The organism is Stenotrophomonas sp. Steno-C17 (genome assembly GCF_056393165.1).
In genome coordinates this window covers 25216-50200 of record NZ_JBWJPD010000005.1, presented here as the reverse complement: position 1 = coordinate 50200, position 24985 = coordinate 25216, and the positions used below count along the sequence as shown (strand labels likewise).

At 67.6% G+C, this 24985-nt stretch carries 21 protein-coding genes, 1 pseudogene and 1 riboswitch; of the genes and pseudogenes, 5 read left to right on the top strand and 17 right to left on the bottom strand.

Annotation, left to right across the window (positions count from 1 at the left end):
• Nucleotides 1-9 precede the first annotated feature (9 nt).
• From AC06FA_RS06215 to AC06FA_RS06160, 12 genes are all read right to left on the bottom strand, one after another.
• Nucleotides 10-981: an efflux RND transporter periplasmic adaptor subunit gene (locus AC06FA_RS06215; protein ID WP_478067550.1), complete on the bottom strand. Its 972-nt coding sequence runs from the start codon at nucleotides 979-981 to the stop codon at nucleotides 10-12.
• Complete coding sequence (locus AC06FA_RS06210) at nucleotides 978-2249, bottom strand: TolC family protein (protein WP_478067549.1); 1272 nt, start codon at nucleotides 2247-2249, stop codon at nucleotides 978-980. Before AC06FA_RS06210 ends, AC06FA_RS06215 begins: the two co-directional genes overlap by 4 nt.
• Complete coding sequence (locus AC06FA_RS06205; protein WP_478067548.1) at nucleotides 2173-2685, bottom strand: hypothetical protein; 513 nt, start codon at nucleotides 2683-2685, stop codon at nucleotides 2173-2175. The genes AC06FA_RS06210 and AC06FA_RS06205 overlap by 77 nt, the downstream gene beginning before the upstream one ends.
• Before the next feature lie 84 nt (nucleotides 2686-2769).
• Nucleotides 2770-4515, bottom strand: coding sequence for a DUF885 domain-containing protein (locus AC06FA_RS06200; protein ID WP_478067693.1), 1746 nt, complete (start codon nucleotides 4513-4515; stop codon nucleotides 2770-2772).
• Between the two features lie 283 nt (nucleotides 4516-4798).
• A complete protein-coding gene (locus AC06FA_RS06195) occupies nucleotides 4799-5140 on the bottom strand; it encodes a lipid-A-disaccharide synthase N-terminal domain-containing protein (RefSeq protein ID WP_108754612.1) in 342 nt (113 codons plus the stop codon).
• On the bottom strand, nucleotides 5140-5862 hold the full coding sequence (locus AC06FA_RS06190; protein ID WP_478067547.1) for a glycosyltransferase family 2 protein: 723 nt from the start codon (nucleotides 5860-5862) through the stop codon (nucleotides 5140-5142). The genes AC06FA_RS06195 and AC06FA_RS06190 overlap by 1 nt, the downstream gene beginning before the upstream one ends.
• A 90-nt stretch (nucleotides 5863-5952) precedes the next feature.
• Entirely contained in the window at nucleotides 5953-6918 is a 966-nt protein-coding gene (locus tag AC06FA_RS06185; protein ID WP_478067546.1) for an NAD-dependent epimerase/dehydratase family protein, read from the bottom strand.
• A gap of 45 nt (nucleotides 6919-6963) precedes the next feature.
• Nucleotides 6964-7698: a suppressor of fused domain protein gene (locus AC06FA_RS06180; protein ID WP_478067545.1), complete on the bottom strand. Its 735-nt coding sequence runs from the start codon at nucleotides 7696-7698 to the stop codon at nucleotides 6964-6966.
• A gap of 126 nt (nucleotides 7699-7824) precedes the next feature.
• Complete coding sequence (locus AC06FA_RS06175; protein WP_478067544.1) at nucleotides 7825-8745, bottom strand: ParB/RepB/Spo0J family partition protein; 921 nt, start codon at nucleotides 8743-8745, stop codon at nucleotides 7825-7827.
• Nucleotides 8745-9542: a ParA family protein gene (locus tag AC06FA_RS06170; RefSeq protein ID WP_108754616.1), complete on the bottom strand. Its 798-nt coding sequence runs from the start codon at nucleotides 9540-9542 to the stop codon at nucleotides 8745-8747. The genes AC06FA_RS06175 and AC06FA_RS06170 overlap by 1 nt, the downstream gene beginning before the upstream one ends.
• 113 nt (nucleotides 9543-9655) lie before the next feature.
• Entirely contained in the window at nucleotides 9656-10294 is a 639-nt protein-coding gene (gene rsmG / locus AC06FA_RS06165; RefSeq protein ID WP_478067543.1) for a 16S rRNA (guanine(527)-N(7))-methyltransferase RsmG, read from the bottom strand.
• 39 nt (nucleotides 10295-10333) lie between these two features.
• Nucleotides 10334-10933, bottom strand: coding sequence for a 4'-phosphopantetheinyl transferase family protein (locus AC06FA_RS06160; RefSeq protein WP_478067542.1), 600 nt, complete (start codon nucleotides 10931-10933; stop codon nucleotides 10334-10336).
• An 84-nt stretch (nucleotides 10934-11017) separates the two neighbouring features.
• Here AC06FA_RS06160 and AC06FA_RS06155 point away from each other — a divergent pair, with 84 nt between their 5' ends.
• Nucleotides 11018-11269: a GlsB/YeaQ/YmgE family stress response membrane protein gene (locus tag AC06FA_RS06155; protein WP_108754901.1), complete on the top strand. Its 252-nt coding sequence runs from the start codon at nucleotides 11018-11020 to the stop codon at nucleotides 11267-11269.
• A gap of 39 nt (nucleotides 11270-11308) precedes the next feature.
• Here the strand turns inward: AC06FA_RS06155 and xth are convergent, their stop codons facing one another.
• Complete coding sequence (gene xth, locus AC06FA_RS06150; protein WP_478067541.1) at nucleotides 11309-12076, bottom strand: exodeoxyribonuclease III; 768 nt, start codon at nucleotides 12074-12076, stop codon at nucleotides 11309-11311.
• A gap of 130 nt (nucleotides 12077-12206) precedes the next feature.
• Here xth and AC06FA_RS06145 point away from each other — a divergent pair, with 130 nt between their 5' ends.
• The gene (locus AC06FA_RS06145) at nucleotides 12207-12533 is read left to right on the top strand and encodes a hypothetical protein (protein WP_478067540.1); all 327 of its coding nucleotides are present in this window, start codon (nucleotides 12207-12209) and stop codon (nucleotides 12531-12533) included.
• 114 nt (nucleotides 12534-12647) lie between these two features.
• On the opposite strand, the pseudogene AC06FA_RS06140 reads toward AC06FA_RS06145, so the two are convergent.
• From AC06FA_RS06140 to AC06FA_RS06130, 3 genes and pseudogenes are all read right to left on the bottom strand, one after another.
• Nucleotides 12648-14055: pseudogene (locus tag AC06FA_RS06140) on the bottom strand (coniferyl aldehyde dehydrogenase).
• Between the two features lie 175 nt (nucleotides 14056-14230).
• The gene (locus AC06FA_RS06135) at nucleotides 14231-15892 is read right to left on the bottom strand and encodes an MFS transporter (protein WP_478067539.1); all 1662 of its coding nucleotides are present in this window, start codon (nucleotides 15890-15892) and stop codon (nucleotides 14231-14233) included.
• Between the two features lie 147 nt (nucleotides 15893-16039).
• Nucleotides 16040-17461, bottom strand: coding sequence for a DcaP family trimeric outer membrane transporter (locus AC06FA_RS06130; protein WP_478067538.1), 1422 nt, complete (start codon nucleotides 17459-17461; stop codon nucleotides 16040-16042).
• A gap of 244 nt (nucleotides 17462-17705) precedes the next feature.
• Here AC06FA_RS06130 and acs point away from each other — a divergent pair, with 244 nt between their 5' ends.
• The 3 genes from acs to mntP all read left to right on the top strand — a co-directional run bounded on the left by acs (nucleotide 17706) and on the right by mntP (nucleotide 21377).
• The gene (gene acs, locus AC06FA_RS06125; RefSeq protein WP_478067537.1) at nucleotides 17706-19649 is read left to right on the top strand and encodes an acetate--CoA ligase; all 1944 of its coding nucleotides are present in this window, start codon (nucleotides 17706-17708) and stop codon (nucleotides 19647-19649) included.
• Nucleotides 19650-19788: 139 nt separating this feature from the next.
• Complete coding sequence (locus tag AC06FA_RS06120; protein WP_006477308.1) at nucleotides 19789-20454, top strand: response regulator transcription factor; 666 nt, start codon at nucleotides 19789-19791, stop codon at nucleotides 20452-20454.
• A 168-nt stretch (nucleotides 20455-20622) separates the two neighbouring features.
• Nucleotides 20623-20712, top strand: a riboswitch (yybP-ykoY riboswitch).
• Between the two features lie 89 nt (nucleotides 20713-20801).
• Nucleotides 20802-21377 carry a manganese efflux pump MntP gene (mntP, locus tag AC06FA_RS06115; RefSeq protein WP_478067536.1) on the top strand — a complete coding sequence of 192 codons (576 nt, stop codon included), beginning with the start codon at nucleotides 20802-20804 and terminating at the stop codon, nucleotides 21375-21377.
• 87 nt (nucleotides 21378-21464) lie between these two features.
• On the opposite strand, the gene AC06FA_RS06110 is transcribed toward mntP, so the two are convergent.
• The gene (locus AC06FA_RS06110; protein WP_478067535.1) at nucleotides 21465-24920 is read right to left on the bottom strand and encodes a hybrid sensor histidine kinase/response regulator; all 3456 of its coding nucleotides are present in this window, start codon (nucleotides 24918-24920) and stop codon (nucleotides 21465-21467) included.
• Between the last annotated feature and the right edge of the window lie 65 nt (nucleotides 24921-24985).

Below are 24985 nucleotides of genomic sequence, written 5' to 3'. Positions count from 1 at the left end.
GCGTTCGGATCAGTGCTCATGGCTGGCGCCCGCCTTGCCGATGTCGGCCTTTACCGTGTAGCTCTGCTGCACCACCACCTGATCACCGGCACGCAGCCCGGCGCTGACGGCCACCTGCTGCGCATCGCGTGCGCCCAGGGTGACCGGCCGCGCGGTGTAGGTATCACCGTCGCGTACGAACACCACGTCCTGGCCATCCAGGGTCTGCAATGCGCTGAGCGGCACGACGATGTCCGCCGGGGTGCTGGCCACCACGATGCGCGCACGTACCGCTGCACCGGGCCGCCACAGGCCATCGGCATTGTCCACGCTGGCACGCGCGATGGTGCTCTGGCTGGCGGTGGCGGTGCCGGGCAGCACGCGTTCCAGCGTGGTGACCTGGCTGACGCCGTCGGTCATGCGGGTGACAGTGACGGGCACGCCGGCGGTGATGTGCTGGGTATCGGCACCGAAGATGTGCAGGTCGACCCAGAGCTGGGAGAGATCGCCGATTTCGAACAGCACCTGGCCCTCGCCCGCCATCGCGCCCACCTGCACCTGCCGCGACAGCACCACGCCGCTGATCGGTGCGGCCACGCTGTAGGTGGTCAAGCTGAGGTTGCTGTCGATGCTGGCCAGCGGCTGGCCGGCACGCACGCGGTCGCCGACGTTCGCGCGCAGCGCGCGCACCGGGCCCGGAAAGCGTGCAGTGACCTGCGCGCTGCGCCCATCGACCGGGGCCAGCAGGCCCTGCACGTCGTGTTCGTCGGCGATGGTGCCGGGGCCCACGGCGGCGCTGACAATACCCGCCTCGGCGGCCTGTGCGGCGGTGATGGTGGTGTGCTCGGGGGCCTCGTCGGCGTGTGCGGCTTCGCCTTCGGCGTGATCGTGGTCATCGTCCGCAGCGGGCGCCACCGGCGGGCTGCCGTTGCCGCAGGCGCCCAGTGCCACCAGCAGCGCGGCCACGGAGGCCAGACGGATCAGGGAGGTGACGGCCTTCATGGCAGGGTTCCTTCAGCAGAGGCGGCCAGCAGCGGTTGTCCGCTCAGCCGCTGGATTTCGATCAGGGCGGACTGTGCCGACAGCGCGGCATCCAACTGCCGCTGCCGGGCTTCGATGCGCATGGCCTGCAGCTGGGCCCATTCCAGGTAGCTGATGGCACCGGCGCGCCACGCGGTTTCGGCGGCCTTTTCGGCCTTCTGCAGTTGCGGCAGCACGTCGCGCTGCATGCGCTGCACTTCCAGCCGGGCGGTTTCGTAGCGGCCGTGCGCTTCGGCCAGGGTGGCGTACAGCTGCAGTGCGCGGGCCTCGCGTTCAACAGCGCTCAAGGCCAGTTCGGCTTCTGCAGCGCGGATCTCCGGGCCCGCACGACGTGCACTGCCCAGCGCCATGCTGAAACCGGCCAGCAGGGCGGTCTCGCCGCTGTCCCGCATGTGGCGCACGCCCAGCTGCCAGGACAGGTCACTGCGCTGCTGGCTGCGCGCCAACTGCAGTTGCGCCTCGCGCACACGCGCTTCAGTGGCGATCACCGCCAGTTCCGGCGTGCGTTGCAGCAGCTGCGCCAGGTGCTGGAAATCCTGCAGGGCGGGCAACTGCAACGGGTCGCCGGTGATGGCATCAAAATCCACCGCGCGCGCGTTCCACAGCGCCGCCAGCGCCAGGCGCGCTGCGCGTGCCGCCTGCAGGCTGCGGTCGCGGTCCAGTTCGGCCTGGGCCAGTGCCGCCTGCGCGGTCAACAGCGTGGACGCCGGCGAGGCACCAGCCTGCAGGCGCAGGCGTGCGGCGGCCACCGCGCGGCGGCGCTGTTCGATGTCGTCCACGGCGATACGGCGCTGCTGTTCGGCCGCGCTGATGGCCAGGTAGCGGCGCGCGGTTTCGGCCAGCAGGTCCAGGCGGGTGATTTCACGCTGCGGGGCCAGCGCGTCCAGGTTGGCCTGGGCCACAGCGCGGCGGGCGTCCAGCTTGCCGCCGCGTTCCAGCACGCCGGCCAGGGTGACGGTGGCTTCGGCGGCATCGAAACCGCGGCTGCTGCCGGTGCCCAGCACGTTCTCCAGCTCCACGCCGAGCACCAGCGCCGGCGTGAGCGCGGCGCCGTCCAGGCGGGCTTCGGCGGCCTGTCGCTGCAGGGTGGGCAGGCGCAGGTCGGGATGGGTACGGGCGACGCGGTCGATGGCCGCGTCCAGGGTCAAGGGGTCAAGCGACGACGGCGCCTGCGCATGCACGCACGGCGCGATCGCCAGGGCCGCGACAGCGGCCAGGCGGATCCACATGGGAATACTCCGGAAATCTCAGGACAGGATCAGAAGCCCGCGCACGGCGGGCGATGGATCGGGCCTGGATCGGAGGACGCAGCAGCGATTCCAGCGGCGCGGGGCGGCCGTCGGTGTCGATCGTGGTCGGCGCAGCGGCCGACGGTGGTGGCGACAGTTCCCAGCTGGCCAGTGCGAACGGCAGAACGCCGCCCTGGCCGTGGCAGTGGCCGCAATGCACCAGCGCGTGCAACAGGCGGGCGCTGGTGTCGTCCGGATCGTGCCCGGCATCGAACCCGGCGCTATCGTGCGGCGTCGCCGGGTGGTCCAGGTGCGACATCTCGTGCAGTTCACCCAGGGCCGACGCCGTGGCGCCGCCCACGCTGCCGATCGCCACCACCACCAGCATCAGCAGGCGGAGCAGGAACGACGGGCGGCGGCGCACGAAGCGGATCATGCCGGGAGGGTAGCGGGCGTTACAGCCGTTACACAATCGCAGCCGAATGCGACGCCACCGGGCCCTGCCCGGCGGCGTGCAGCGTCAGGCCTTCCTGCGTTCGGCGATATAGGCCTGGATCTGCTGTTCCAGCACCGGCAGCGGCACCGAACCCTGCTTCAGCACGGCATCGTGGAAGCCCTTGATGTCGAACTTGTCGCCCAGCTCCTTCTCGGCCTGGGCACGCAGGCGCACGATGGCGATCTCACCCAGCTTGTAGCTCAGCGCCTGGCCCGGCCAGGAGATGTAGCGATCCACCTCGGTGGTCACTTCGTGCTCGCTCAGCGCGGTGTGGTCGCGCAGGTAGGCCAGCGCCTGTTCGCGGGTCCAGCCCTTGCTGTGCACGCCGGTATCGATCACCAGGCGCGCGGCACGCCACATTTCGTAGGTCAGGCGTCCGAAATCCTCGTAAGGGGTTTCGTAGATGCCCATTTCCACGCCCAGCTTCTCGCAGTACAGCGCCCAGCCCTCGCCGTAGGCCGAAATGTAGGCATTGCGGCGGAACTCGGGCTGTTCGCCCTGCTCGGCCGCCAGTGCACCCTGCAGGGCGTGGCCCGGGTCGGATTCGTGCAGGGTCAGCGCCGGCAGGTTGTACAGCGGGCGCGACGGCAGATCGTAGGTGTTCACCCAGTAGGTGCCCATGCCACCACGGCCCGCGGTCCAGAACGGGGCGATATCCGGCGGCACCGGCACGATGGTGAAGCGTGCGCGCGGCAGGGTCATGAACTTGCCGATCTGGCCGTCGGCACGCTTGGAGATCCACGCGGCGCGCGACAGCAGCTCTTCCGGGGTCTTGGCGTAGAACTGCGGGTCGGTGCGCAGGAAGGTGAGGAAGTCGGCGAAGCTGCCCTTGAACTCCACCTGCTTGATGATGGCGTTCATTTCCTGCTGGATGCGTGCCACTTCTTCCAGGCCGATCCGGTGGATCTGGTCGGGCGTCAGATCCAGCGTGGTGTACTCGTGGATCTGCTGCTTGTAGTAGGCCTTGCCGCCCGGCATCGCTTCGGCGGCCAGCGTGGTGCGTGCCTGCGGCACGTATTCCTTCACGAAGAACGTGCGCAGCTGCTGGAACGCCGGCACGACCTTGCCGCCGATCGCCGCCACCGCCTGCTCGCGCAGCGCGGCCTGTTCGGCGGCCGGAATGCTGCTGGGCAGCTTCTTGAACGGCGCGTACAGCGGCGACTGGGTCGGGTCCTTCAGTTCGGCCACGGTGGCGATGGACACTTCGCGGCCATCCAGCACCGCGCGCGGCACGCTAAAGCCGCGCTTCAGGCCGGCGCGCATGTTGTCGGTCTGCTGGCCGAAGTAGCGCGGCACGTCGTTCAGGCGGGCAATGTAGTTGCGGTAGTCCTGCGCGGTCTTCATCTCGCGCCGGGCCATGAAGGACAGGTTGGACCAGAACGAGGAATCGGAATTGAACGGCATTTCATAGCCGCGCAGACGGGTTTCCTCGGCCAGGTTGAACACCTGGTCGCGGTAGATCGCGTAGTTCACCTGGTTGGCCGCGCTGAGCGTGGCCGGGTCGATCTTCTTCAGGTCGGCCAGGGTCTGGTCCCAGACCTTCAAGCGGCCCTGCTGGGCGGCGGCGCTCACATCCGGCAGGCGGGTCGCGTTGGCCGGCGCATCGCCGTCTTCGCTGGCTTCGCCACCGCCGTCCTGGCGCCACTTCCATTCTTTCGCGTAGATCGCGCGGAACGCGGCGTCGGCGGGCGATTCGGCGGCCACGCTGGCCGGTGCGGCAGCAGCGGACGGCGCGGCCAGGGCAACGGCCGGCGAGGCCAGGGCGATCATCAGGGCAACAGCAAGGCGGGTTTTCACAAGCACGGGTTCCCGGGAAGGCAGACCCCGATGATGGCACCGCCCACGGCCCGTGGCATGGGACGAAGGTCCTGCCTGCGCCCGGTAGCGCGGGGCCATGCCCCGCGAGCGCGCTGCGCGGACAACGGAGACATCCGCCGGGCATGGCCCGGCGCTACCAACGAACGTGCGGTAGATCCACGCCATGCGTGGATGCGCCGGGGATCCTGTCGGGGGTCAGAGCCCGTTCCTGCGGAACGGGATCCGGCCCCAGCCCTCAATGGCCGGCTTTGTCGCGCTTCCAGCCGCGGTGCTTGATGTCCAGGTGCAGGCTGTACAGCGCGGTGAACGCCGGGAACAGGTTCTGCAGCACGCCCACCGAATCCTGCTTGGCGGAAAACAGGAAGTAGCTGAGCGTCATCAGGCTGCCGACCACGCTCATGTACCAGAACAGGCGCGGGATGACCGGCTTGCCCGCCCGCTTGGAGGCCACGAACTGTACCAGCCAGCGGCCACCGAACATCAGCGCGCCGGTATAGCCGATCAGCTTCCAGCCGGTCACGTGCAGGCCGGTCCAGTACAGCCAGGTCAGCGGTTGGTCCAGCCAGTGCAGCTCCATCAACGCTCCTCCACCGCAGTGCGCTTGCTGCGGGTGATCAGCCAGGCCACGCCACGCAGGTCGCGGATGCCGACCAGCGCGCGGCCCAGGTTGTTGTACTTGGAAACCCCGGCGGTGCGGTGGCGGTGGTTGACCGGCACGCTGGTGGTCTTCCAGCCGGCCCGCTGCATCAGCGCCGGCAGGTAGCGGTGCATGTGGTCGAAGTACGGCAGATCGAGGAAAGCGGCGCGTTCAAACAGCTTGATGCCGCAGCCGGTGTCGGGGGTATCGTCGCGCAGCATGCGCGCGCGGATCGCGTTGGCCCAGCGGCTGGCCCAACGCTTGCTGCCACTGTCCTGGCGGTTCACCCGCCAACCGGCGAACAGCTTCACCTGTGCATCGGCGGCGCCGCGGGCGGCCAGCAGCTTGGGAATATCGGCCGGATCGTTCTGGCCATCGCCATCGAGGGTGGCGATCCACGGCGCGCGTGCATGCTTTACCCCGGTGCGCACGGCGGTGCTCTGCCCGCTCTGGCTGACATGGTGCAGCACCCGCAGTTCCGGGGTGGTGGCCTTCAGGCCCTGCAGCACGGCCAGGGTGTCATCGCGCGAATGGTCGTCGATGTAGACGATCTCGAACGGCAGATGGCCGCGCAGGGCGGCGGTGATCTCGGCCACCAGCGGGGCGACATTGTCGCGCTCGTTGAACACCGGAACGACAACGGAAAGCTCGGGTTGGCTCATGGGGCACTCGGCCAAGAGGGAAACAAAGACCGCGCATTGTCCGCAGCCGAGGTTATCCGAAGATGAACCCGGCTGCGTGAGGACCCGTCCTCAGGCGCGATCGCCAAAGTACTCGCGGCACCACTGCACCACCGGCGGCAACCCCTGTTCGATCGGGGTGACCGCGTCGAAGCCGAACGCGTCATGGGCACGCCGGGTGTCGGCCATGGTCCGCACCATGTCGCCCGGCTGCATGGGCTTGTAGACCTTCTGCGCCGGGCGGCCGGCCGCCTGTTCGATCACCCCGATGAAGCGTTCCAGCTCGACCGGGGTGTGGTTGCCCAGGTTGAACACGCGGTGCGGCACCGGTTCGGTGGACGGATGCGCGAGGGCGCCGAGGATACCGGCCACGATGTCGGAAACATGTGTGAAATCACGCTGCATGCGCCCTTCGTTGAACACGTCGATGGGCCGGCCGGCCAGCACCGCGCGCGAGAACAGCAGCGGCGCCATGTCCGGGCGGCCCCAGGGGCCATACACGGTGAAGAAGCGCAGGCCGGTGGCACGCAGGCCGTACAGCTGCGCGTAGGTGTAGGCCATCAGCTCGTTGGCGGCCTTGGTGGCCGCGTACAGCGAGCGCGGTTGGTCCACGCGCTGGTCTTCGGAGAACGGCGGCGTGGCCGAGTCGCCGTACACCGAGCTGCTGGAGGCGTATACCAGATGCTGCACGCCGCGGTGGCGGCACAGTTCCAGCATGTTGACGAAGCCGGTCAGGTTGCTGTCGACGTAGGCGTGCGGGTTTTCCAGCGAGTAGCGCACGCCGGCCTGCGCGGCCAGGTGGATCACCGCAGTGGGCTGCACTTCGTCGAACAGCGCGGCCAGCCCTTCGCGGTCGGTCAGGTCCAGCGTGCGCAGGTCCAGCGTGGGGCACAGCGCGGCCACGCGGTCGCGCTTGATCTGCGGGTCGTAGTAATCGTTGAAATTGTCCAGGCCGACCACGGCCTGGCCCTGCTCCAGCAGGGCGCGGGCGGTGTAGGCACCGATGAAGCCGGCAGCGCCGGTAAGCAGGATGGTCATGGCGGGGGCCCGGAAACGAAGTTCAGGCCCCCGATGTTACCGGTCTCAGAACAAACCGAAGCGCTTCTTCGCGACGTTGACCCGTCCCGGCTCGATCACATCGTTGATCTGTTTCGCATCGAAACGGTCGAGCAGGGTGTCGGCGCCCTTCTTCAGCTTCAGGTCCATCTCTTCCGGGTACAGCGGCACCAGGCTCATGAAGCTGATGCGCTTGCCGTCGTCCAGCTCCAGCGTGGCGAACACATCCGGGGCGGTCACCGGCGGCAGGACGATGGCGCCGTCGAAGCCCACGCCTGGCGCGTAGGGCTCGCTGGGGTGGCCGTTGGGAATGGTGTGGCCAAAACCCAGCCAGGTGTCGTACTCGTGCGGCAGCCGCGCCATGCCCTTCAGCAGGCGCACCGGCCAGTAATTGCGCTCGTCCTCGAAGGCGTCCTGGGACATCGGCCAGTCGGCCGGCAGGGTCACCATCAGCTCCATGTAGCGCGGAACGTCGGCGTCCGCCTCGGCGGGCACGGTCATCGGCAGGTCGCTCATGCCGGAGGTGACCAGGCGCAGGTACGGGCAGTGCGCATTGGCCGGCACCACGTGCACGTCGATGTGCACCAGGTCGGAGATGATTTCGTGCAGGACCGTGTCGATCGGTCCCAGATGGCGCGCGATGTGCTCGCTGATCGCCTCGATATGCTGTTCTTCGCCGGTGGCGAGCACGAAATCCTTCTCGCGGCGGTGCCGCAGGATCTGGGTGCCGTCCGGGCTGACGTCTTCGTAGTCGTTGCTCATGTCCTGGTCCGTGGATAAGGCCACGGACCGGAGAGCACTGCATCCCCCGGTGCGCGCGGCGGTGCGTTCCCTGTCATCGACGGGACGCGGCGGGAACAGGCCGCACCCCCTGACGCTGCGCCGGGTTCAGCCCTGGCGCGTACGCAGCTTTTCCAGCACACCGTCCAGGGTATCCAGGTCGGTGTAGTGGATGACCAGCTTGCCCTTGCCGCCGCGGCCATGGTTGATGGCCACCTTGGTGCCCAGCGATTCGGACAGTTCGGTTTCCAGCGATGCGATGTCGGCCTGCTGCACCTTCGGCGTGGCCACCGGGCGGTTGCTCGGTACCTTGCCGGCGGCGAAGGCCTGCGCACGGCGCTCGACCTCGCGCACCGACCAGCCTTCGTCGGCCGCGTCCTGGGCCAGCTTGCCGGCCAGTTCCGGGGCCAGGGTCAGCAGCGCGCGGGCGTGGCCCATTTCCAGGCGGCGGGTTTCCAGCAGCAGGCGGATCGCCACCGGCAGCTCCAGCAGGCGCAGCAGGTTGGACACCGCCGCGCGCGAGCGGCCCACCGCTTCGGCGGCCTCGGCATGGGTCAGGGTGAATTCGCTGATCAGCCGCTGCAGCGCTTCGGCTTCTTCCAGCGGGTTCAGGTCTTCGCGCTGGATGTTCTCGATCAGCGCCATCGCGATGACGGTGCGGTCTTCCAGCTCGCGCACCACCACCGGCACTTCGTCCAGCCCGGCCAGCTGCGAAGCGCGCCAGCGACGTTCGCCGGCCACGATTTCGTAGTTGCCGGCCGGCAGCTGGCGCACCAGGATCGGCTGGATCACGCCCTGCGACTTGATCGAATCGGCCAGCTCGGAGAGCTTGCCTTCATCCATCTCGCGGCGCGGCTGGTACTTGCCCGGCTGCAGCTGGCCCACGGCCAGCTTGCGCAGCACTTCACCCGGCAGCGGTTCGATGACAGCAGTGGTGGCCTGCACCTGGCTGACCGCGCCCTTGGGACCCAGCAGGGCGTCCAGGCCGCGGCCGAGGCCTCGCTTCTTGGCTGCAGGCTTGCTGGTCATCAGGCGGTCTCCACGGCCTTGGCGGCCTTGTTGCGTTCGTTGTTGCGGCGGATGATCTCGCCGGCCAGGCCCAGGTAGGCCACGCCACCGCGCGAGGCGCGGTCGTAGCCGACGATGCTCTGGCCATGGCTGGGCGCTTCGGCCAGGCGCACGTTGCGCGGCACGATGGTGCGGAACACGCGATCACCGAAGTGTTCGGTCAGTTCGGCCGACACCGCGTTGGCCAGGTTGTTGCGCACGTCGAACATGGTGCGCAGCACGCCTTCGATCTCCAGCGCAGGGTTCAGGTTGGCGCGCAGCGCTTCGATGGTTTCCACCAGCGCGCTCAGGCCTTCCAGTGCGTAGTACTCGCACTGCATCGGCACGATGACCGAATCAGCGGCGGCCAGCGCATTGAGCGTGAGCAGCGACAGCGCCGGCGGGCAGTCGATCAGGATGTAGTCGTACTCATCGCGGATCGGCGCCAGCGCGCGCTTCAGGCGCTGCTCGCGCGCTTCCTGCGCCATCAGCTGGATCTCGGCCGCGGTCAGGTCGATGTTGCCCGGCAGCAGGTCGTAGCCCTCGGCGGTGGCCACGCGCACATCGGCGGCGTTGGCTTCACCCAGCAGCAGATCGTAGGTGGAGGCGACCAGTTCGCGCTTGTCCACGCCGCTGCCCATGGTCGCATTGCCCTGCGAATCGAGGTCGACCAGCAGCACCCGCTTGGGTGCGTTGGCCAGGGAAGCGGCCAGGTTGACGGCGGTCGTGGTCTTGCCGACGCCACCCTTCTGGTTGGCGATGGCGATGATGCGGGCCATGCAGGTGTGCCTCGTCGACGGATGGTTGGGACCGGTCATTATGCGTACAACCGGCCCCGGGCGGAAATCGTGGATCGCCAACCCGTTGTTGCACAAGGGGTCGGCAAGCGGGTTCAAGGGCCGGTAACGGTGACCAGATGGCGTTCGCCGGCCAGGCCGGGCACGCTCAGCGGGGTCACCTCGCGCACCTGCCAGCCGGCCGGCAGTGCGGCGATCTCGTCATGCGGATAGACCCCCTTCATGGCCAGCAGCACGCCACCGGGGCGCAGCAGGTGGCCGCCCACGCGGACGATGCCGGCCAGGGTGTCCATGGCGCGCGCGGTCAGCTGGTCGTAGGCGCCGGCCTCGTCCAGCGCCTCGGCCCGCGACTCGGCCACGCGGGCATTGGTCAGGCCCAGCTGGCGCACGGCTTCGCGCATGAAGCGCGCCTTCTTGCCGTTGCTTTCCACCAGGGTGACCTGCAGGCCCGGGCAGGCGATGGCCAGCGGAATGCCGGGCAGCCCGGGACCGGTGCCCAGGTCGGCCAGGCTGCCATCGGCCACGAACGGCTGCATGGCCAGCGAATCGAGCAGGTGGCGGGTGACCATTTCCTGCGGGTCGCGGATGGCGGTCAGGTTGTAGGTGCCGTTCCAGCGGTGCAGCAGGGCCAGGTAGCGCAGCAGCGGCGGCGCCAGGTCGGCCGCCAGGCCCATGCTGGCCAGGCCCTGTTCCAGCGTGGCAACCACGCCGGCGGGAAGATCATGTTCGCTCATGCGCTCATTATCGCCGGTTTTGCCCGCCGGTTCGCCGCTTCACTGCGGATGCCAGGCCAATGCGGCGCGGAACTGGCCACTGGCCTGCCATTCGTGCAGGTGCCAGCGCTCGGCCTGGCCCAGTTCGGCGTCGCAGGCCAGCAGGTGCAGCGCGCCGTCGTGGCCGGGGGCCAGGCGCAGGCGGTGCAGGCCGAAGGAAATGCCCTGCCCGTGCGCCTTCAGGATCGCCTCCTTGGCGCACCAGACCCGGAAGAACCAGTGCTCGCGCTCGGCGACGGACAGCCCTTCCAGCCAGGCCACCTCGTCGGGGTGGAAGAAGCGTTGCACGATTTCCAGCAGCCGCGGGCGCGGGCGCAGCAGTTCCAGGTCCACCCCCAGGCGCACGCCCTCGCCCAGCGCCACCAGCAGCACCTCGCCGCTGTGGCTCCAGCCCGTGCCGTAGTGGGCCAGCGCGCCGGCCAGCTCGGGCCGGCCCTTGTCGTCGCGCACCAGCGGCAGCGCCTCCGGTGCGCCGCCCAGCGCCTGCGCCAGCACCTGCCGGGCCTGCGGTTCGCCGCGCTGGCCCGGTACATGCGGGCGCCGCCAGACCGTTACCGGACCGAACCGCCACGGGCCGTCCAGGGTGGCCGGCAGGCTCATCCGCACGCTCCCATCACGGGATTGCACGACGGGTTCACGGCGCTGCGCGTCAACTGGGTGCGTTCCCTTCCGGAGGTCACGTTCATGGGCATCATCATCTGGCTGATCGTGGGCGGCGTGGTGGGCTGGCTCGCCAGCATCATCATGCGACGCGACGCCCAGCAGGGCATCATCCTCAACATCGTGGTCGGCATCGTCGGCGCGTTGATTGCCGGCTGGTTGTTCGGCGGCGGCATCAACGAGGCCATCACCATCCGAACATTCCTGTTCTCGCTGATCGGCGCGGTGATCCTGCTGGCCATCGTCAACCTGTTCACCCGCAAGAGCATACGGTGAACGCATGGGACGCGCCGGGCCGTGCCCGGCGCGCTCCCGTCAACCCAATTCCACCCATGCCGGGGCATGGTCGCTGGGACGTTCCCAGGTACGCGGCTCGCGGTCGATGCCCGCGGCCACGGCACTGCCCTTCAGCGCATCGGAGACCAGGGTCAGATCGATGCGCAGGCCCAGGTTGCGGCGGAAGCCCGCCGCACGGTAATCCCACCAGCTGAACACGCCCGCTTCCTCGTTGTGCAGGCGGAAGCCATCGTGCAGGCCCAGCTGCAGCAGCTTGTTCAACGCGCCGCGCTCGGCGGTGGAGGTCAGGATGTGGTTTTCGTTCCACACCTCCGGGTCGTGCACATCGCGTGCGTCCGGAGCGATGTTGAAGTCGCCCATCACGATCAGCTTCGGGTGGCGCTGCAGTTCCTGCGCGATCCAGGCATGCACCGCTTCCAGCCAGCGCAGCTTGTAGTCGTACTTGTCGGTGCCGATGTCCTGGCCGTTCACCACGTACAGGTTGATCACCCGCAGGTCGCCGAAGGTGCCGGCGATGGCGCGCTTCTGCTCGTCCTCGAAGCCGGGAATGCCGATCTGCACGTCCTGCGCCGGTTCACGCGACAGCAGGGCCACGCCGTTGTAGGTCTTCTGGCCGGCGAACACGCTGCGGTAGCCGGCGGCGATCAGCGCCGCATCGGGGAACTTGTGGTCCTCCAGCTTGGTTTCCTGGATACCGACGATGTCCGGGCCGAAGTCCTTGAGCCACTGCTCCAGGTGCGGCAGGCGGACATTGAGCGAATTGACGTTCCACGAGGCGATTTTCATGCGGGCATTCTACCCGGGTGGATCGGCCCGGGCGTGCCATCCGCTGGCCGGCCACGGGCCGTCAGCACGCTGACGGCTGCCCCCCCCTCCCGTACAATCGAGGTCGCCCTTCCGATCGCATGGAATCACCTTGGACGCAGACGCATTCGTGGCCAATTGGCACGCGGAAAAGGAAAAGCTGCTGTCAGATGCCTGGATGCCCGGCACCGAGTGCGAAGCGAGGATCACGGCAATGGGCCTGTCCACAGAGCAGACCGTGCAACTGCAGGACCTGCTCGGGACGTTCACCAGAGACGTGATGTACACGCTATTGCTCGGCTTGGATGGTAGTGCCTCGTTGGGCAGCGACCAGCGCAGCTATACCTTGCTGGATGAGGATGGCTCTGTCATCGCGAAGGAAGGCGACCTCGAAGCCGCCGCCTACGCGTGGTTTCGGGAAGGCCGGGCTCCGCGCTGATCCCGCCCAAGGGATACGGCGCACGCCGGCCCGGTAGCGCCGGCCGCTTGCCGACACCCCCCCGCGTGCCAACCAAGGTTGGCACCTGCCAGTAGAGCCACGCCATGCGTGGCTTCACCTCAGCAACAACCTCAACAACCCCGCAATCTTCGAATACGGCGGCCGCAGCCGGTCACTGGCCGCCCAGCGTGACTGCCACAACACCGGCAACAGCTTGCTCATGGCATCGAACCCGGCCCGGCCGTGGTACGCGCCCATGCCGCTGGCCCCCACCCCGCCAAACGGCAGGCCGTCGGCGGCGAAATGCAGCAGCGTGTCATTCACCGTCACCCCGCCGGCCACCACCTGGTCGAGGATGCGCTCCACCGTCGCGTGGTCCTGGCTGAAGGGATACAGCGCCAGCGGCCGGTCGCGGGACAGCACGTCGGCCAGCGCCGCATCCAGATCCGGATAGGCGCGCACGGGCAGGATCGGGCCGAAGATCTCCTCGCGCATCAGGTCCAGGTCATCCGGCGGGTCCAGCACCACGGTCGGCACCAGCAACCGCTCGCGGTCGGCGCGTGCCGCATCCACCTGGGCCAACGGAATGACCGGCACGCCGCGCTCGCGGGCCTGCGCCAGATAGCCCTGCAGGCGCTGGTACTGGCCGTCGTTGATGATCCGCGTGTAGTCGTCGGCATCGGCGAAATCCCCATAGCGGCCACGCACCTGCTGCTGCAGCGCCTGCACGAACTCGCGCTGGCGCACGGTATCGATCAGCACGTAGTCCGGCGCGATGCAGGTCTGCCCGGCGTTGAACCACTTGCCGGTGGCTAGCCGCGCCGCGGCCTTTTCCAGCGGGAAATCGCGGCAGACAATCGCCGGGGATTTGCCACCCAGTTCCAGCGTGAGCGGCACCAGATGCTCGGCTGCGGCGGCCATCACCTTGCGACCGACCGCAGTGGAGCCGGTGAACACCAGATGGTCCAGCGGCAGCGAGGACACGGCCGCGGCCACGTCCGCCCCGCCCTGTGCCACTGCCACACGATCGGGCGGAAACACGCTGGCCAGCAGATCGGCCAGGAACGCGCTGGTGCGCGGCGTGTGTTCGGAGGGTTTGAGCAGCACGTGGTTGCCCGCCGCGATGGCCGTGGCCAGCGGCACCAGCGCCAGCGTGACCGGGTAGTTCCAGGGCGAAATCACCCCGACCACGCCCAGCGGCGTCGGCCGCAGCTGCGCGCGCGCCGGCCACAGCCGCCAACCGGCACCCACGCGCTGCGGCTTTGCCCAACGCCGCAGGTGGCGGCGCAGGTGGTCGATGGCCGACAGCACACTCATGCCATCGGCCAACTTCGATTCAACGGGGGCGCGGTGGCCGAAGTCCTCGGCGATGGCCGCAGCCATTTCATCCAGGCGCCTTCAGTGCTTCGCGCAGGCGCCGCAGGTCGGCCTCGCGCTGGTCCAGCGAAGGTCGCTGCACCTGCCAGGCGCTGCGCAGGGTGTGCAGGAGGGCGGGAAGGTCGGCTGGGGCGGTGGTGGTCATGGGCCGACTATACGGGGTGCCGGACCGCGCAACGGTCGTCGACCGCGCGACGGTAGAGTCGACCGTTGGTCGACTACCGCGCGCAGCGCGGGGTTTCCAGCAGTACCCCGTTCCCACGAACAGAAAGGCCGCGGTCTGCACCGCGGCCTTTCCTTCACTGCATGGAACCCACCGCTTACTTGGTGATATCCACGTCCTTGGTCTCACGCAGGAACAGGCCGCCGATCACCACCGACATCAACGCGATGATGATGGGGTACCACAGGCCGTAGTACAGGTTGCCCGTACCGGCCACCAGTGCGAAGGAAATGGCCGGCAGGAAGCCACCGAACCAGCCGTTGCCGATGTGGTACGGCAGCGACATCGAGGTGTAGCGGATGCGGGTCGGGAACAGTTCCACCAGGTACGCGGCGATCGGGCCGTAGACCATGGTCACGTACAGCACCAGCAGCCACAGCATGAAGATCGTGCCGGCGTAGTTGATGCGCGAACCATCGGCCTTGGCCGGGTAGCCGGCGGTGGTCAGCGCGCCCTTCAGCTCGGCACCGAAGGCATCGGCCTTGGCCTTGCCTTCTTCCTTGGTCAGGCCGGCGGCCTCATATGAGGTCACACTGGCCGAGCCTACGTTCACCATCGCCAGCGAACCGGCAGCGGCCGGCTGCACGTCGTAGGGCACGCCCGCCTTGGTCAGCGCGGCCGTGGCCACGTCGCAGGAGCTGGTGAACTTGCGCAGGCCCACCGGATCGAACTGGAACGAACAGGTGCTGGGATCGGCAACCACCAGGGCCGGCGAGCTGCTGCGGGCTTCTTCGATGGCCGGGTTGGCGAAGTGGGTCAGGCCCTTGAAGATCGGGATGTAGGTGACGGCGGCCAGCAGGCAGCCGGCGAGGATGATCTTCTTGCGGCCGATACGGTCGGACAGCCAGCCGAAGAAGATGAAGAACGGCACGCCCAGCGCCAGTGCGGCGGCGATCAGCAGGTAGGACGTGGTGGCATCGACCTTCAGCATGCTGCTCAGGAAGAACAGCGCGTAGAACTGGCCGCCGTACCACACCACGGCCTGGCCGGCCGCGGCACCCAGCAGCACCAGCAGCATCAGCTTCAGGTTGCCGCCCTTCAGGCTGTCACGGAACGGGGTCTTGGAACCCTTGCCCTCGGACTTCATCTGCTGGAACAGCGGCGATTCGCTCAGCTGCAGGCGGATCCACACCGAGACACCCAGCAGCAGGATCGACACCAGGAACGGAATGCGCCAGCCCCAGGCTTCGAAGGCTTCGTTGCCCAGGAAGTAGCGGCAGGCCAGGATGATCAGCAGCGACATGAACAGACCCAGCGTGGCGGTGCACTGGATGAAGCTGGTGTAAAGGCCGCGCTTGTCGTCCGGCGCGTGCTCGGCCACGTAGGTGGCGGCACCGCCGTATTCACCGCCCATGGCCAGGCCCTGGGCCAGGCGCAGGATGATCAGGATCACCGGTGCGGCGAAGCCGATCGAGGCGTAGTTGGGCAGCACGCCGACCAGGAAGGTCGAGATGCCCATGATCAGGATGGTGACCAGGAAGGTGTACTTGCGGCCGATGCGGTCGCCGAGGCTGCCGAAGAAGGCCGCGCCGAACGGTCGCACGAAGAAGCCGGCGGCAAAGGCCAGCAGGGCGAAGATCATGCCGGTGGTTTCATTCACACCACTGAAGAACTGCTTGGCGATGATCGCGGCGAGCGAGCCGTACAGGAAGAAGTCATACCACTCGAAGACCGTGCCGAGGCTCGATGCGAAGATGACCTTCTTGTGGCCTTTGGTCAGGCTGCCCGCGTTGTGCGCGGTACTGGGTGTACTGGACATGAGACGTTTTCCCCTATGTAGGTGCCGACCGCCGGTCGGCACTCAATCTCGGTACGTGCCAACCTTGGTCGGCACCGTGTTCTGGTAGGTGCCGACCGTTGGTCGGCACCCAATCTCGGTAGGTGCCGACCGTTGGTCGGCACGCCGTTAGAAGCTGTATTTCGTGGTGAACTGCACGCGGTTGATATCGCCCTTGCGCCCGTCTTCGATCTCGCGCACGCCGTACATGTACTCGGCACCGATATCGACCTTGGGCATCGGCGTGTAGAAGATGTTGCCGCGGATGCTCTGCACGCTCTTGGTCACCAGCGGGCCCAGGCTGCCATCGTTGTCGTAGTCGCTGCGCGCGTAGATCAGGTTGGTGCGCAGCTTCGGGGTGAACGCGTGCCGCCAGCCCACGTAGCCGGCAAGCACGCCGGTCGGGTTCAGTTCGTCACGTGCTACGTCGTAAGCGGTATCGGCAGTCACACCCAGACCGATGTAACGCGCAATGCCTTCACCACCGGTCAGCTGGTAATGCAGCGAATCGTTGCCGCCCATCACCCACTTGCCGCCCACGGTCAGGCCGCCGCCCACCTTGTCTGCCTTGGCCCCGGTGGCCTGGTTGTCGACCTTCAGCTGGCGCACGATGCCACCGACGCCGAAGGTGCCCCAGTCGCCCTTCCAGCCGTAGCGCAGGGTCAGATCGGGCAGGCTGCCGCGGTCGGAGTTGGCGCTGGCGTTGGTCCATGCCCCGGTCACCGGGTTGCGGGTACCAGTCAGTGTGGTGGTTTCCGGGTTTTCCAGTGCAACGCTGAAACCGCCGTTGGTGTAGCGCACCTGTGCCTGGCGCACGAAGATCACACCGTCGGTGGGACCGACGAAATCGACCGCTTCAGGCAGCGCTGCGGCGTCCATGAAGTTGGACCAGGTCTGGCCGGCCAGCCAGTTGTTCCAGTACATGTACGCATGGCGCAGGGTCACGCCGTAGGTGTTGGTGGCGGTCTGGTTGCCCAGCGAGTTGCCGAAGAAATCCATCTCGAACAGCGCGCCGGACTTGTTGCCCGATTCGCTGACATTGTCGATGCCGATGTTGAAGCGCGAGAACTTGGCGTGGGCGTTGTAGTCCACGTCCGAGCGCTTGCCGCTGCCGCCGGCGCCGGCCACCGGGGTCTGGCCCGGCAGGTACAGCGCGCGGCCGGTGGCATCGTCGGCCAACTGGCCATCGCCGGTCTGGGTGGCCAGGAAGTCGGCCTTGATGAAGCCACCGATCTTGATGGTGGTGCCGGGCGCCGCCCCGGGGGTGATGGTGGTGACCTGGATCGGCTGCTTGCCCGCAGGAACGGCCGGCTTCTGCTCGGCCTGCACGGTGCGGACTTCGGTGACCGCCTGCTGGGTCTGCACGATCTGGGTCTGTTGCTGCTGCTGCGATGACAGCAGCGCCTGGACCTGGCGTTCCAGTTCGGCAACGCGTGCTTCCAGTGCCTTCTCTTTGGCGGTTTCTGCAAACGCCATGCCCGGTGCGACCAGGGCGACCAGCAAGCAGGCCGCCAAAGGTTTGCGCACGGCTTTCAACGTACGGTGGCTCATGTTGCCCTCTCTCCCAAGTGGCAAGGTGATGCCGCGCGTGGGGCACGGTCGAGCCGAGACTGCGGGGCGTTTATGTATAGCGGTATTCGCCATTGGTCGAAGCCGGGCCTGCAGGGCGCCGACTTTCGACCATGGTCTAAGCGCAGTGGTGACGCGACCCCACGTGGATGGGGCAAACTGGTGGCGGAGGGTCGTTGCGATGCTGCGACCGCACATGAAAAGTCAACGTGCAAGTGAGGGTGCCATGGCTGATATCTACCCCGTCGATCCGCAGTTCGCCGCCAAGGCACGCATCGACAAGAAGTCCTACGAACAGCAGTACCAGGCGTCGGTGTCCGATGCGGATGCCTTCTGGGGCAAGGCCGCACAGCGGCTGGACTGGATGCGTGCGCCGACGAAGATCCGCAACGTCAGCTACGACCTGGCCGATTTCCACATCAAGTGGTTCGAAGATGGCGAGCTCAACGCCAGCGTGAACTGCCTGGATCGCCAGCTGGAAACGCGTGGCGACAAGACCGCGTTGCTGTTCGAACCGGACAGCCCGGATGCGCCGGCCCAGCACGTGACCTATCGCGAGCTGTACGAGCGCACCTGCCGCCTGGGCAATGCGCTGCGCAACCTGGGCGTCAAGAAGGGTGACCGGGTCACCATCTACCTGCCGATGATCGTCGATGCCGCGGTGGCCATGCTGGCCTGCGCGCGGATCGGGGCCATCCACTCGGTGGTGTTCGGTGGCTTCGCCCCGAACTCGATCGCCGACCGGGTGAGCGATTGCCAGAGCAAGCTGATCATCACCGCCGACGAAGGCCTGCGCGGCGGCCGCAAGGTACCGCTGAAGGCCAACGTCGATGCGGCGCTGAAGCTGCCGGGTACGAACACGGTTGAAACCGTGCTGGTGGTGCGCCACACCGGCGGTGCGGTGGACATGCAGGCCCCGCGCGACCGCTGGTTCCACGATGTGGTGGACAGCCAGCCGTCCACCTGCGAACCGGAACGCATGAACGCCGAAGATCCGCTGTTCATCCTCTATACCTCCGGTTCCACCGGCAAGCCAAAGGGCGTGCTGCACACCACCGGCGGCTACCTGCTGTACGCGGCCTACACCCATGAAGCGGTGTTCGACCTGCGCGAGGACGATATCTACTGGTGCACCGCCGACGTCGGCTGGGTCACCGGCCACAGCTACATCGTGTACGGTCCGCTGGCCAATGGCGCGACCTCGCTGATGTTCGAAGGCGTGCCGAACTACCCGGACACCTCGCGCTTCTGGAACGTGATCGACAAGCACAAGGTGTCGATCTTCTACACCGCCCCGACCGCCATCCGCGCACTGATGCGCGAGGGCGAGGAGCCGGTGAAGAAGACCTCGCGCGCTTCGCTGCGCCTGCTCGGCAGCGTCGGCGAACCGATCAACCCGGAAGCCTGGCGCTGGTACTACGAAGTGGTGGGTGACAGCCGTTGCCCGATCGTCGATACCTGGTGGCAGACCGAAACCGGCGGCATCCTGATTTCGCCGCTGGCCGGCGCGATGGACCTGAAGCCGGGCTCGGCCACCCTGCCCTTCTTCGGCGTGCAGCCGGCGCTGGTCAATGCCGATGGCGAGATCCAGGACGGCCCGACCGAGGGCAACCTGATCATCCGTGATTCCTGGCCGGGCCAGATGCGCACGGTGTATGGCGACCACCAGCGCTTCATCGATACCTATTTCCGCACCTACCCGGGCAGCTATTTCACCGGCGACGGCTGCCGCCGCGACGAGGACAGCTACTACTGGATCACCGGCCGCGTGGACGATGTGATCAACGTGTCCGGCCATCGCATCGGTACCGCCGAAGTGGAAAGCGCACTGGTCTCGCACCCGAAGGTGGCCGAGGCAGCCGTGGTCGGCTTCCCGCACGACGTGAAGGGCCAGGGCATCTACGCCTATGTGACCCTGGTGGCCGAAGAGGCCCCCAGCGACGAGCTGCAGAAAGAACTGGTCGCCTGGGTGCGCAAGGAGATCGGTCCCATCGCCACGCCGGACCACCTGCAGTGGGCACCGGGCCTGCCGAAGACCCGCTCGGGCAAGATCATGCGCCGCATCCTGCGCAAGATCGCCGAGAATGCCCCTGACCAGCTTGGCGACACCTCGACCCTGGCCGATCCGTCGGTCGTGGCCTCGCTGGTGGACGAGCGCAAGGTGCGCTGATGCACGACCTGGGGTCGGGTCCCTTTCCGCCAGGAAAGGGCTCTGACCCCAGCAGATTCCGGCCACAACGGGGTCAGAGCCCGTCCCTGACGGAACGGGATCTGACCCCGAACAGTTTCCCCCACGGTTCCCCCCGACCATGACCACCCTTCTTATTGCCGATGACCATCCCCTGTTCCGCGAAGCCCTGCGCGGCGCGGTGCAGCGGGTCATCCCCGGCGTGCAGTTGTTCGAGGCCGACAGCGTGGAAGCGCTGTATGCCCTGGCCGACCAGCACAACGATGCCGACCTGGTCCTGATGGACCTGAACATGCCCGGTGCGCAGGGCTTCAACGCGCTGGTGCACATGCGTTCGCTGCACCCGCACCTGCCGGTGGTGGTGGTATCGGCACGCGAAGAAGCCACGGTGATGCGCCGTGCGCTGGATCACGGCGCGCTGGGCTTCATTCCCAAATCGGCCGACTCGGACACCATCGGCCATGCGCTGGGCACCATCCTGGATGGCGAGACCTGGGCACCGCCGGAAGCGCACAACGTGCCGCCCACCGGCAGCGAGGAACGCGAAGTGGGCCAGCGCCTGCGCGAGCTGACCCCGCAGCAGTTCCGCGTGCTGCAGATGCTGGGCGCCGGCCGCTTGAACAAGCAGATCGCCTACGACCTCAATGTCTCTGAAGCGACCATTAAGGCGCACGTGACCGCGATCCTGCGCAAGCTGGGCGTGACCAACCGCACCCAGGCGGTGCTGATGGCCGGCAAGCTGGCCATCGACGACGACGCCATCGTGCTGCCGCCGGAAGAAGACTGAACCTCGCCGGGCATGGCCCGGCGCTGCCTTGACCCGCGTTGGTAGGTGCCAAGCTTGCTTGGCACGCTCCTGCTTCGCATCGATATAGCCTTCGCTATACAAACCAGCCCTGCCTGCGCGTTTGCCTGGAAATGCGCCACGCGCGGATCGCGGTGCTAAGCTTCGCGTCCCCTTGGGGAGTAGCCGGATTCCTTCGCAGGAATCGTCCACGTCAACATACTCGGCCAGTGCGCCGTGGCGTGGACAACCATGATGGTTGGCGAGACCAGCGGCCCGCGTGCGCAATCTCAGGTTGGGCGCGATCGCGAGCCGTGCGTCCGTCCTTGCCCGACCTTCTGCTGCCGCCAATGTCTCCTGTTTCGATCCTCCTGATCGGCTTTGCCATGTCCACCGATGCCTTCGCTGCGGCGATCGGCAAGGGTGCGGCCATGCGCAGGCCGGTGTTCCGCGATGCGCTGCGCGCCGGCATCATCTTCGGTGTCATCGAGGCGATCACGCCCATCATCGGCTGGCTGCTGGGTCGCGCCGCCCTGCAGTACGTGGAAGCCTTCGACCATTGGATCGCCTTCGGCCTGCTGCTGGCGCTGGGTGTGCACATGATCATCAACGGCGTGCGCCCGGACGGCGATGACGAAGAAGAGGATCCTTCGCAGCACCATGGCTTCTGGAAGCTGGCCCTGACCGGTTTCGCCACCAGCATCGATGCCATGGCCGTGGGCATCGGCCTGGCCTTCATGGATGTGCATATCGGCGTGATGGCGGCCGTGATCGGTCTGTGCACGCTGACCATGGTCACCGCCGGCATCATGCTGGGCCGTGCGCTGGGCAGCATGGTCGGCAAGCGCGCCGAGATCATCGGTGGCGTGATCCTGATCATCATCGGTTCGACGATCCTGTACGAACACCTGCACGGCGTGGCGTGACGCGCTGGTTATCGTGGCCGCCGGGCATGCAGTCCCGCATCGTGCCAACCAAGGTTGGCACCTACCGCATCCACGCGTGGCGTGGATCTACGGCGAGGTGCCTGCATCCCGCAACGCGCCCAAGAAGGCGCGCAGCGAAGCGGGTTTGATCGGCTTGGTCAGCACGCGGTAGCCGCGTTCGCGGGCCATCCGCTTCAACTCGTCGCGACCATCGGCGGTCAGCAACGCGCCCGGCAGCGGGTAGCCGGCGGCTTCGCGCAGCGCCACCAGCGCATCCAGGCCATCCATGCGGTCATGCAGGTGGTAATCCACCAGCATCACCTGCGGACGCTCGGCGATCCGTTCCAGTGCCTGGTCCACGGTGGAGGCGGTGATCACCTGCACCTGCCAACGGCCCAGCAGCGCGCGCATGCCGTCCAGGATTTCCTCGTCGTTGTCCACGCACAGCACGCGCAGACCGGCCAGCGAATCGCTGCGCACCGTGGGCGCGACCGCGGCCACGGCGGTGGCCGGTTCGGTGTAGCCCGGCAGCGGTGCCACCCGCGGCAGGATGATCGAGAACATCGAGCCGCTGCCGACCCGGCTGCGGGCGTTCAAGCGATGGTCGAGCAGGCGCGAGATGCGCTGGCAGATCGACAGGCCCAGGCCCAGGCCCTGCTCGCCCCAGTCGAAGGGCTGCTGATAGCGGTGGAATTCATCGAAGATCTGCCGCATGTGGTGTTCGGGAATACCCGGCCCGGTATCCCACACCTGCAGTTCCACTTCATCGCCGCGCTGGCGCACGGCCAGCACGATGCGGCCCTGGCGGGTATAGCGCAGGGCATTGGCCAGGAAGTTCTGCAGCACGCGGCGCAGCAGGCGACGATCGCTGCGCACCCAGGTGGTGCGCGCGAACAGATCCAGGCGCAGGCCACGCCCCGCCGCTACCGGGGTGTACTGCGCGGCCAGCTCGCGCATCAGCGCGCTGACATCGAACTCGCCGATGACCGGGTGCAGGCCACCGGCATCCAGCCGCGACACGTCCAACAGGCCATCCAGCAGCTCTTCGGCCGCGCGCAACGAGGCATCCACGCGTTCGGCCAGATGCTTCTGCTCGTCGCTCACGTGGTCGCTGTCGCGCAGTGCCGAGGCGAACAGGCGCGCCGCGTTCAGCGGCTGCAGCACGTCATGGCTGATCGCCGCCAGGAAGCGGGTCTTCGACTGCTGCGCCACCTCGGCTTCATGCGAGCGCTCGGCCACGCGCTGTTCCAGCGTTTCGTTGGCTTCCAGCAGCGCCTTTTCCGCGTGCTTGTAGTCGGTGATGTCGTTGTAGCTGGTGACGTAGCCACCGCCGGGCAGCGCCTGCCCGCGCATCTCGATCACCTTGCCATCGCTGCGGGTGCGCTCGAACACGTGCGGCGAACCGGCGCGCATGTAGCCGATGCGGCGGTTGATCTGCACTTCGATATCGCCCTCGCCCAGCTCGCCGCGTTCGGCGTTGTAGCGGATCAGGTCGGCCACCGGTCGGCCGACGTAGAGCATGCCGTCGGGGTAGCCGAACATGTCCTGGTAGCGGCGGTTCCATGCCGTCAGGCGCATGTCCGGGTCGACCACGCTGACCCCCGCGCTGATGTTTTCCAGCGTGGTGGAAAGAATCTCGCGGTTGAAGCGCAGCTCCTGCCCGGCTTCGTCCAGCACCGCCACTACTTCGCCCAGGTCCATGCCCGAACCGCGCAGCAGGCTGGTCAGCAGCAGGCGCGCGGAGGCAGCACCGATGGACGCGGCCAGCAGACGCTCGGTGAACTGCACCCACGGCCGGTCCGCCGGGGCCGACGACTGCAGTTCACGGCCCAGCGACTGCGCCTGTTCGAAGAACGAACGCCGCGCATGGCGTTCGCCCACCACGCGCGAGGCCAGCGCCAGCAGGTCACCCACGTGCACATGGCCCGGCCAGCCACCGGCCACCGACGGCCGTTCGGCGTAGGGGTCCAGGAAGGGGGCGGCGCGCAGGCGTTCGTCCACGCCGGGCCGCCAGCGCGCGGACACCAGCATCATCGTGGCCGCGTTCACCAGCAGCGACCAGAAGGTGCCATGGGTGAGCGGGTCCCAGCCGGTCATGCCGAACAGCTGCTGCGGGCGCAGCCAGTCGATGCCGAACGGGCCGTGCTGCACCCAGGCGGCATCCACCCAGCCGGCCAGGGTCATCGCCGGCAGCAACAGGGTGTACAACCAGGTGGCGAAGCCCAGCAGCATGCCGGCTTCCACGCCGCGGCGGCTGGCACCACGCCAGTACAGACCGCCAATCAAGCCCGGCGCGAACTGCGCCACCGCCGCGAACGCCATCAGCCCGTAGGACGCCAGGGTGCTGTCGTTGCTGCTGCTGCGGTAGTAGCTGTAGGCCATCAACGCCAGCAGCAGGATCGCCAGGCGACGGATCCACAGCACCCGCGACGCGACGTCGGCCGCTTCCTGGTGGTCGCCACTGCGGCGCAGCAGGATCGGCATCACCAGGTCGTTGCTGACCATGGTGGCCAATGCGATGGACGAGACGATGACCATGCCGGTGGCCGCCGAAAAACCGCCCACGTAGGCGATCAGGGCCAGCGCGTTGCGCCCTTCGGCCAGCGGCAGCGCCAGCACCATGGCATCGTCGGCCACGCTGCCGCCTGTGCCGAACAGGCTGACGCCGGCGGTGGCGATCGGCAGCACCATGGCCGAGATCAGCACCAGGTAACCGCCGAACATCCAGCGCGCGCGGCGCACGTCGCGCACATCGCCGCACTCCACCACCGCCACATGGAACTGGCGCGGCAGGCAGATGATGGCCAGGAAACTGAGCAGGGTCTGGGAAATGAAGCCCACCGGCGGCAGGCCGGTGAACAGCGTATGCACCGAGGCGACCACCGCCTCGCTGCGATCGCTCAGCCACAGGTAGGCGAACACGCCCACCGCCAGCATCGCGCACAGCTTGATGACCGATTCGAAGGCAATGGCCAGCATCATGCCGTGGTGGTGCTCGGTGGCATCGACCTGGCGGGTACCGAACAAGGTGGCGAACAGGGCCATCAACAGCGCCACGTACAGCGCCGGATCGGTGAAGAAGCCGGTGGGGCCACTGTTGCCGGTCAGCACCTGCAGGCTCATGGCCACGGCTTTGTACTGCAGGGCCAGGTACGGAACGATGCCGATCAGGGCGATGATCGCCACCAGCGCGGCCAGCCGCCGCGAGCGACCAAAGCGCGAGGAGATGAAATCGGCGATGGACACCACGTTCTGGCTGCGTGCGATCAGCGCCAGCCGCTCGATGATGCGCCAGCCGAACAGCAGCAGCAGCAAGGGGCCGATGTAGATCGGCAGGTAGCCCACGCCGTTGCGCACGGCCGTGCCGACGGCACCGTAGAAGGTCCACGACGAACAATAGACGGCCAGCGCCAGGCTGTAGACCACCGGCCGCAGCCAGGGGCGGTCGGGGTACATGGGCCGTCGGTCACCCCACCACGCCACGCCGAACAGCAGCGCGGCATAGGCAACCGAGACCAGCAGCAGGATCCAGCTGGAGACCACGCGTGCGTTTCCGTCGGGACAGGGGCCAGTAGATCACGACCGTTGGTCGTGAGGGTAGGTCAAGG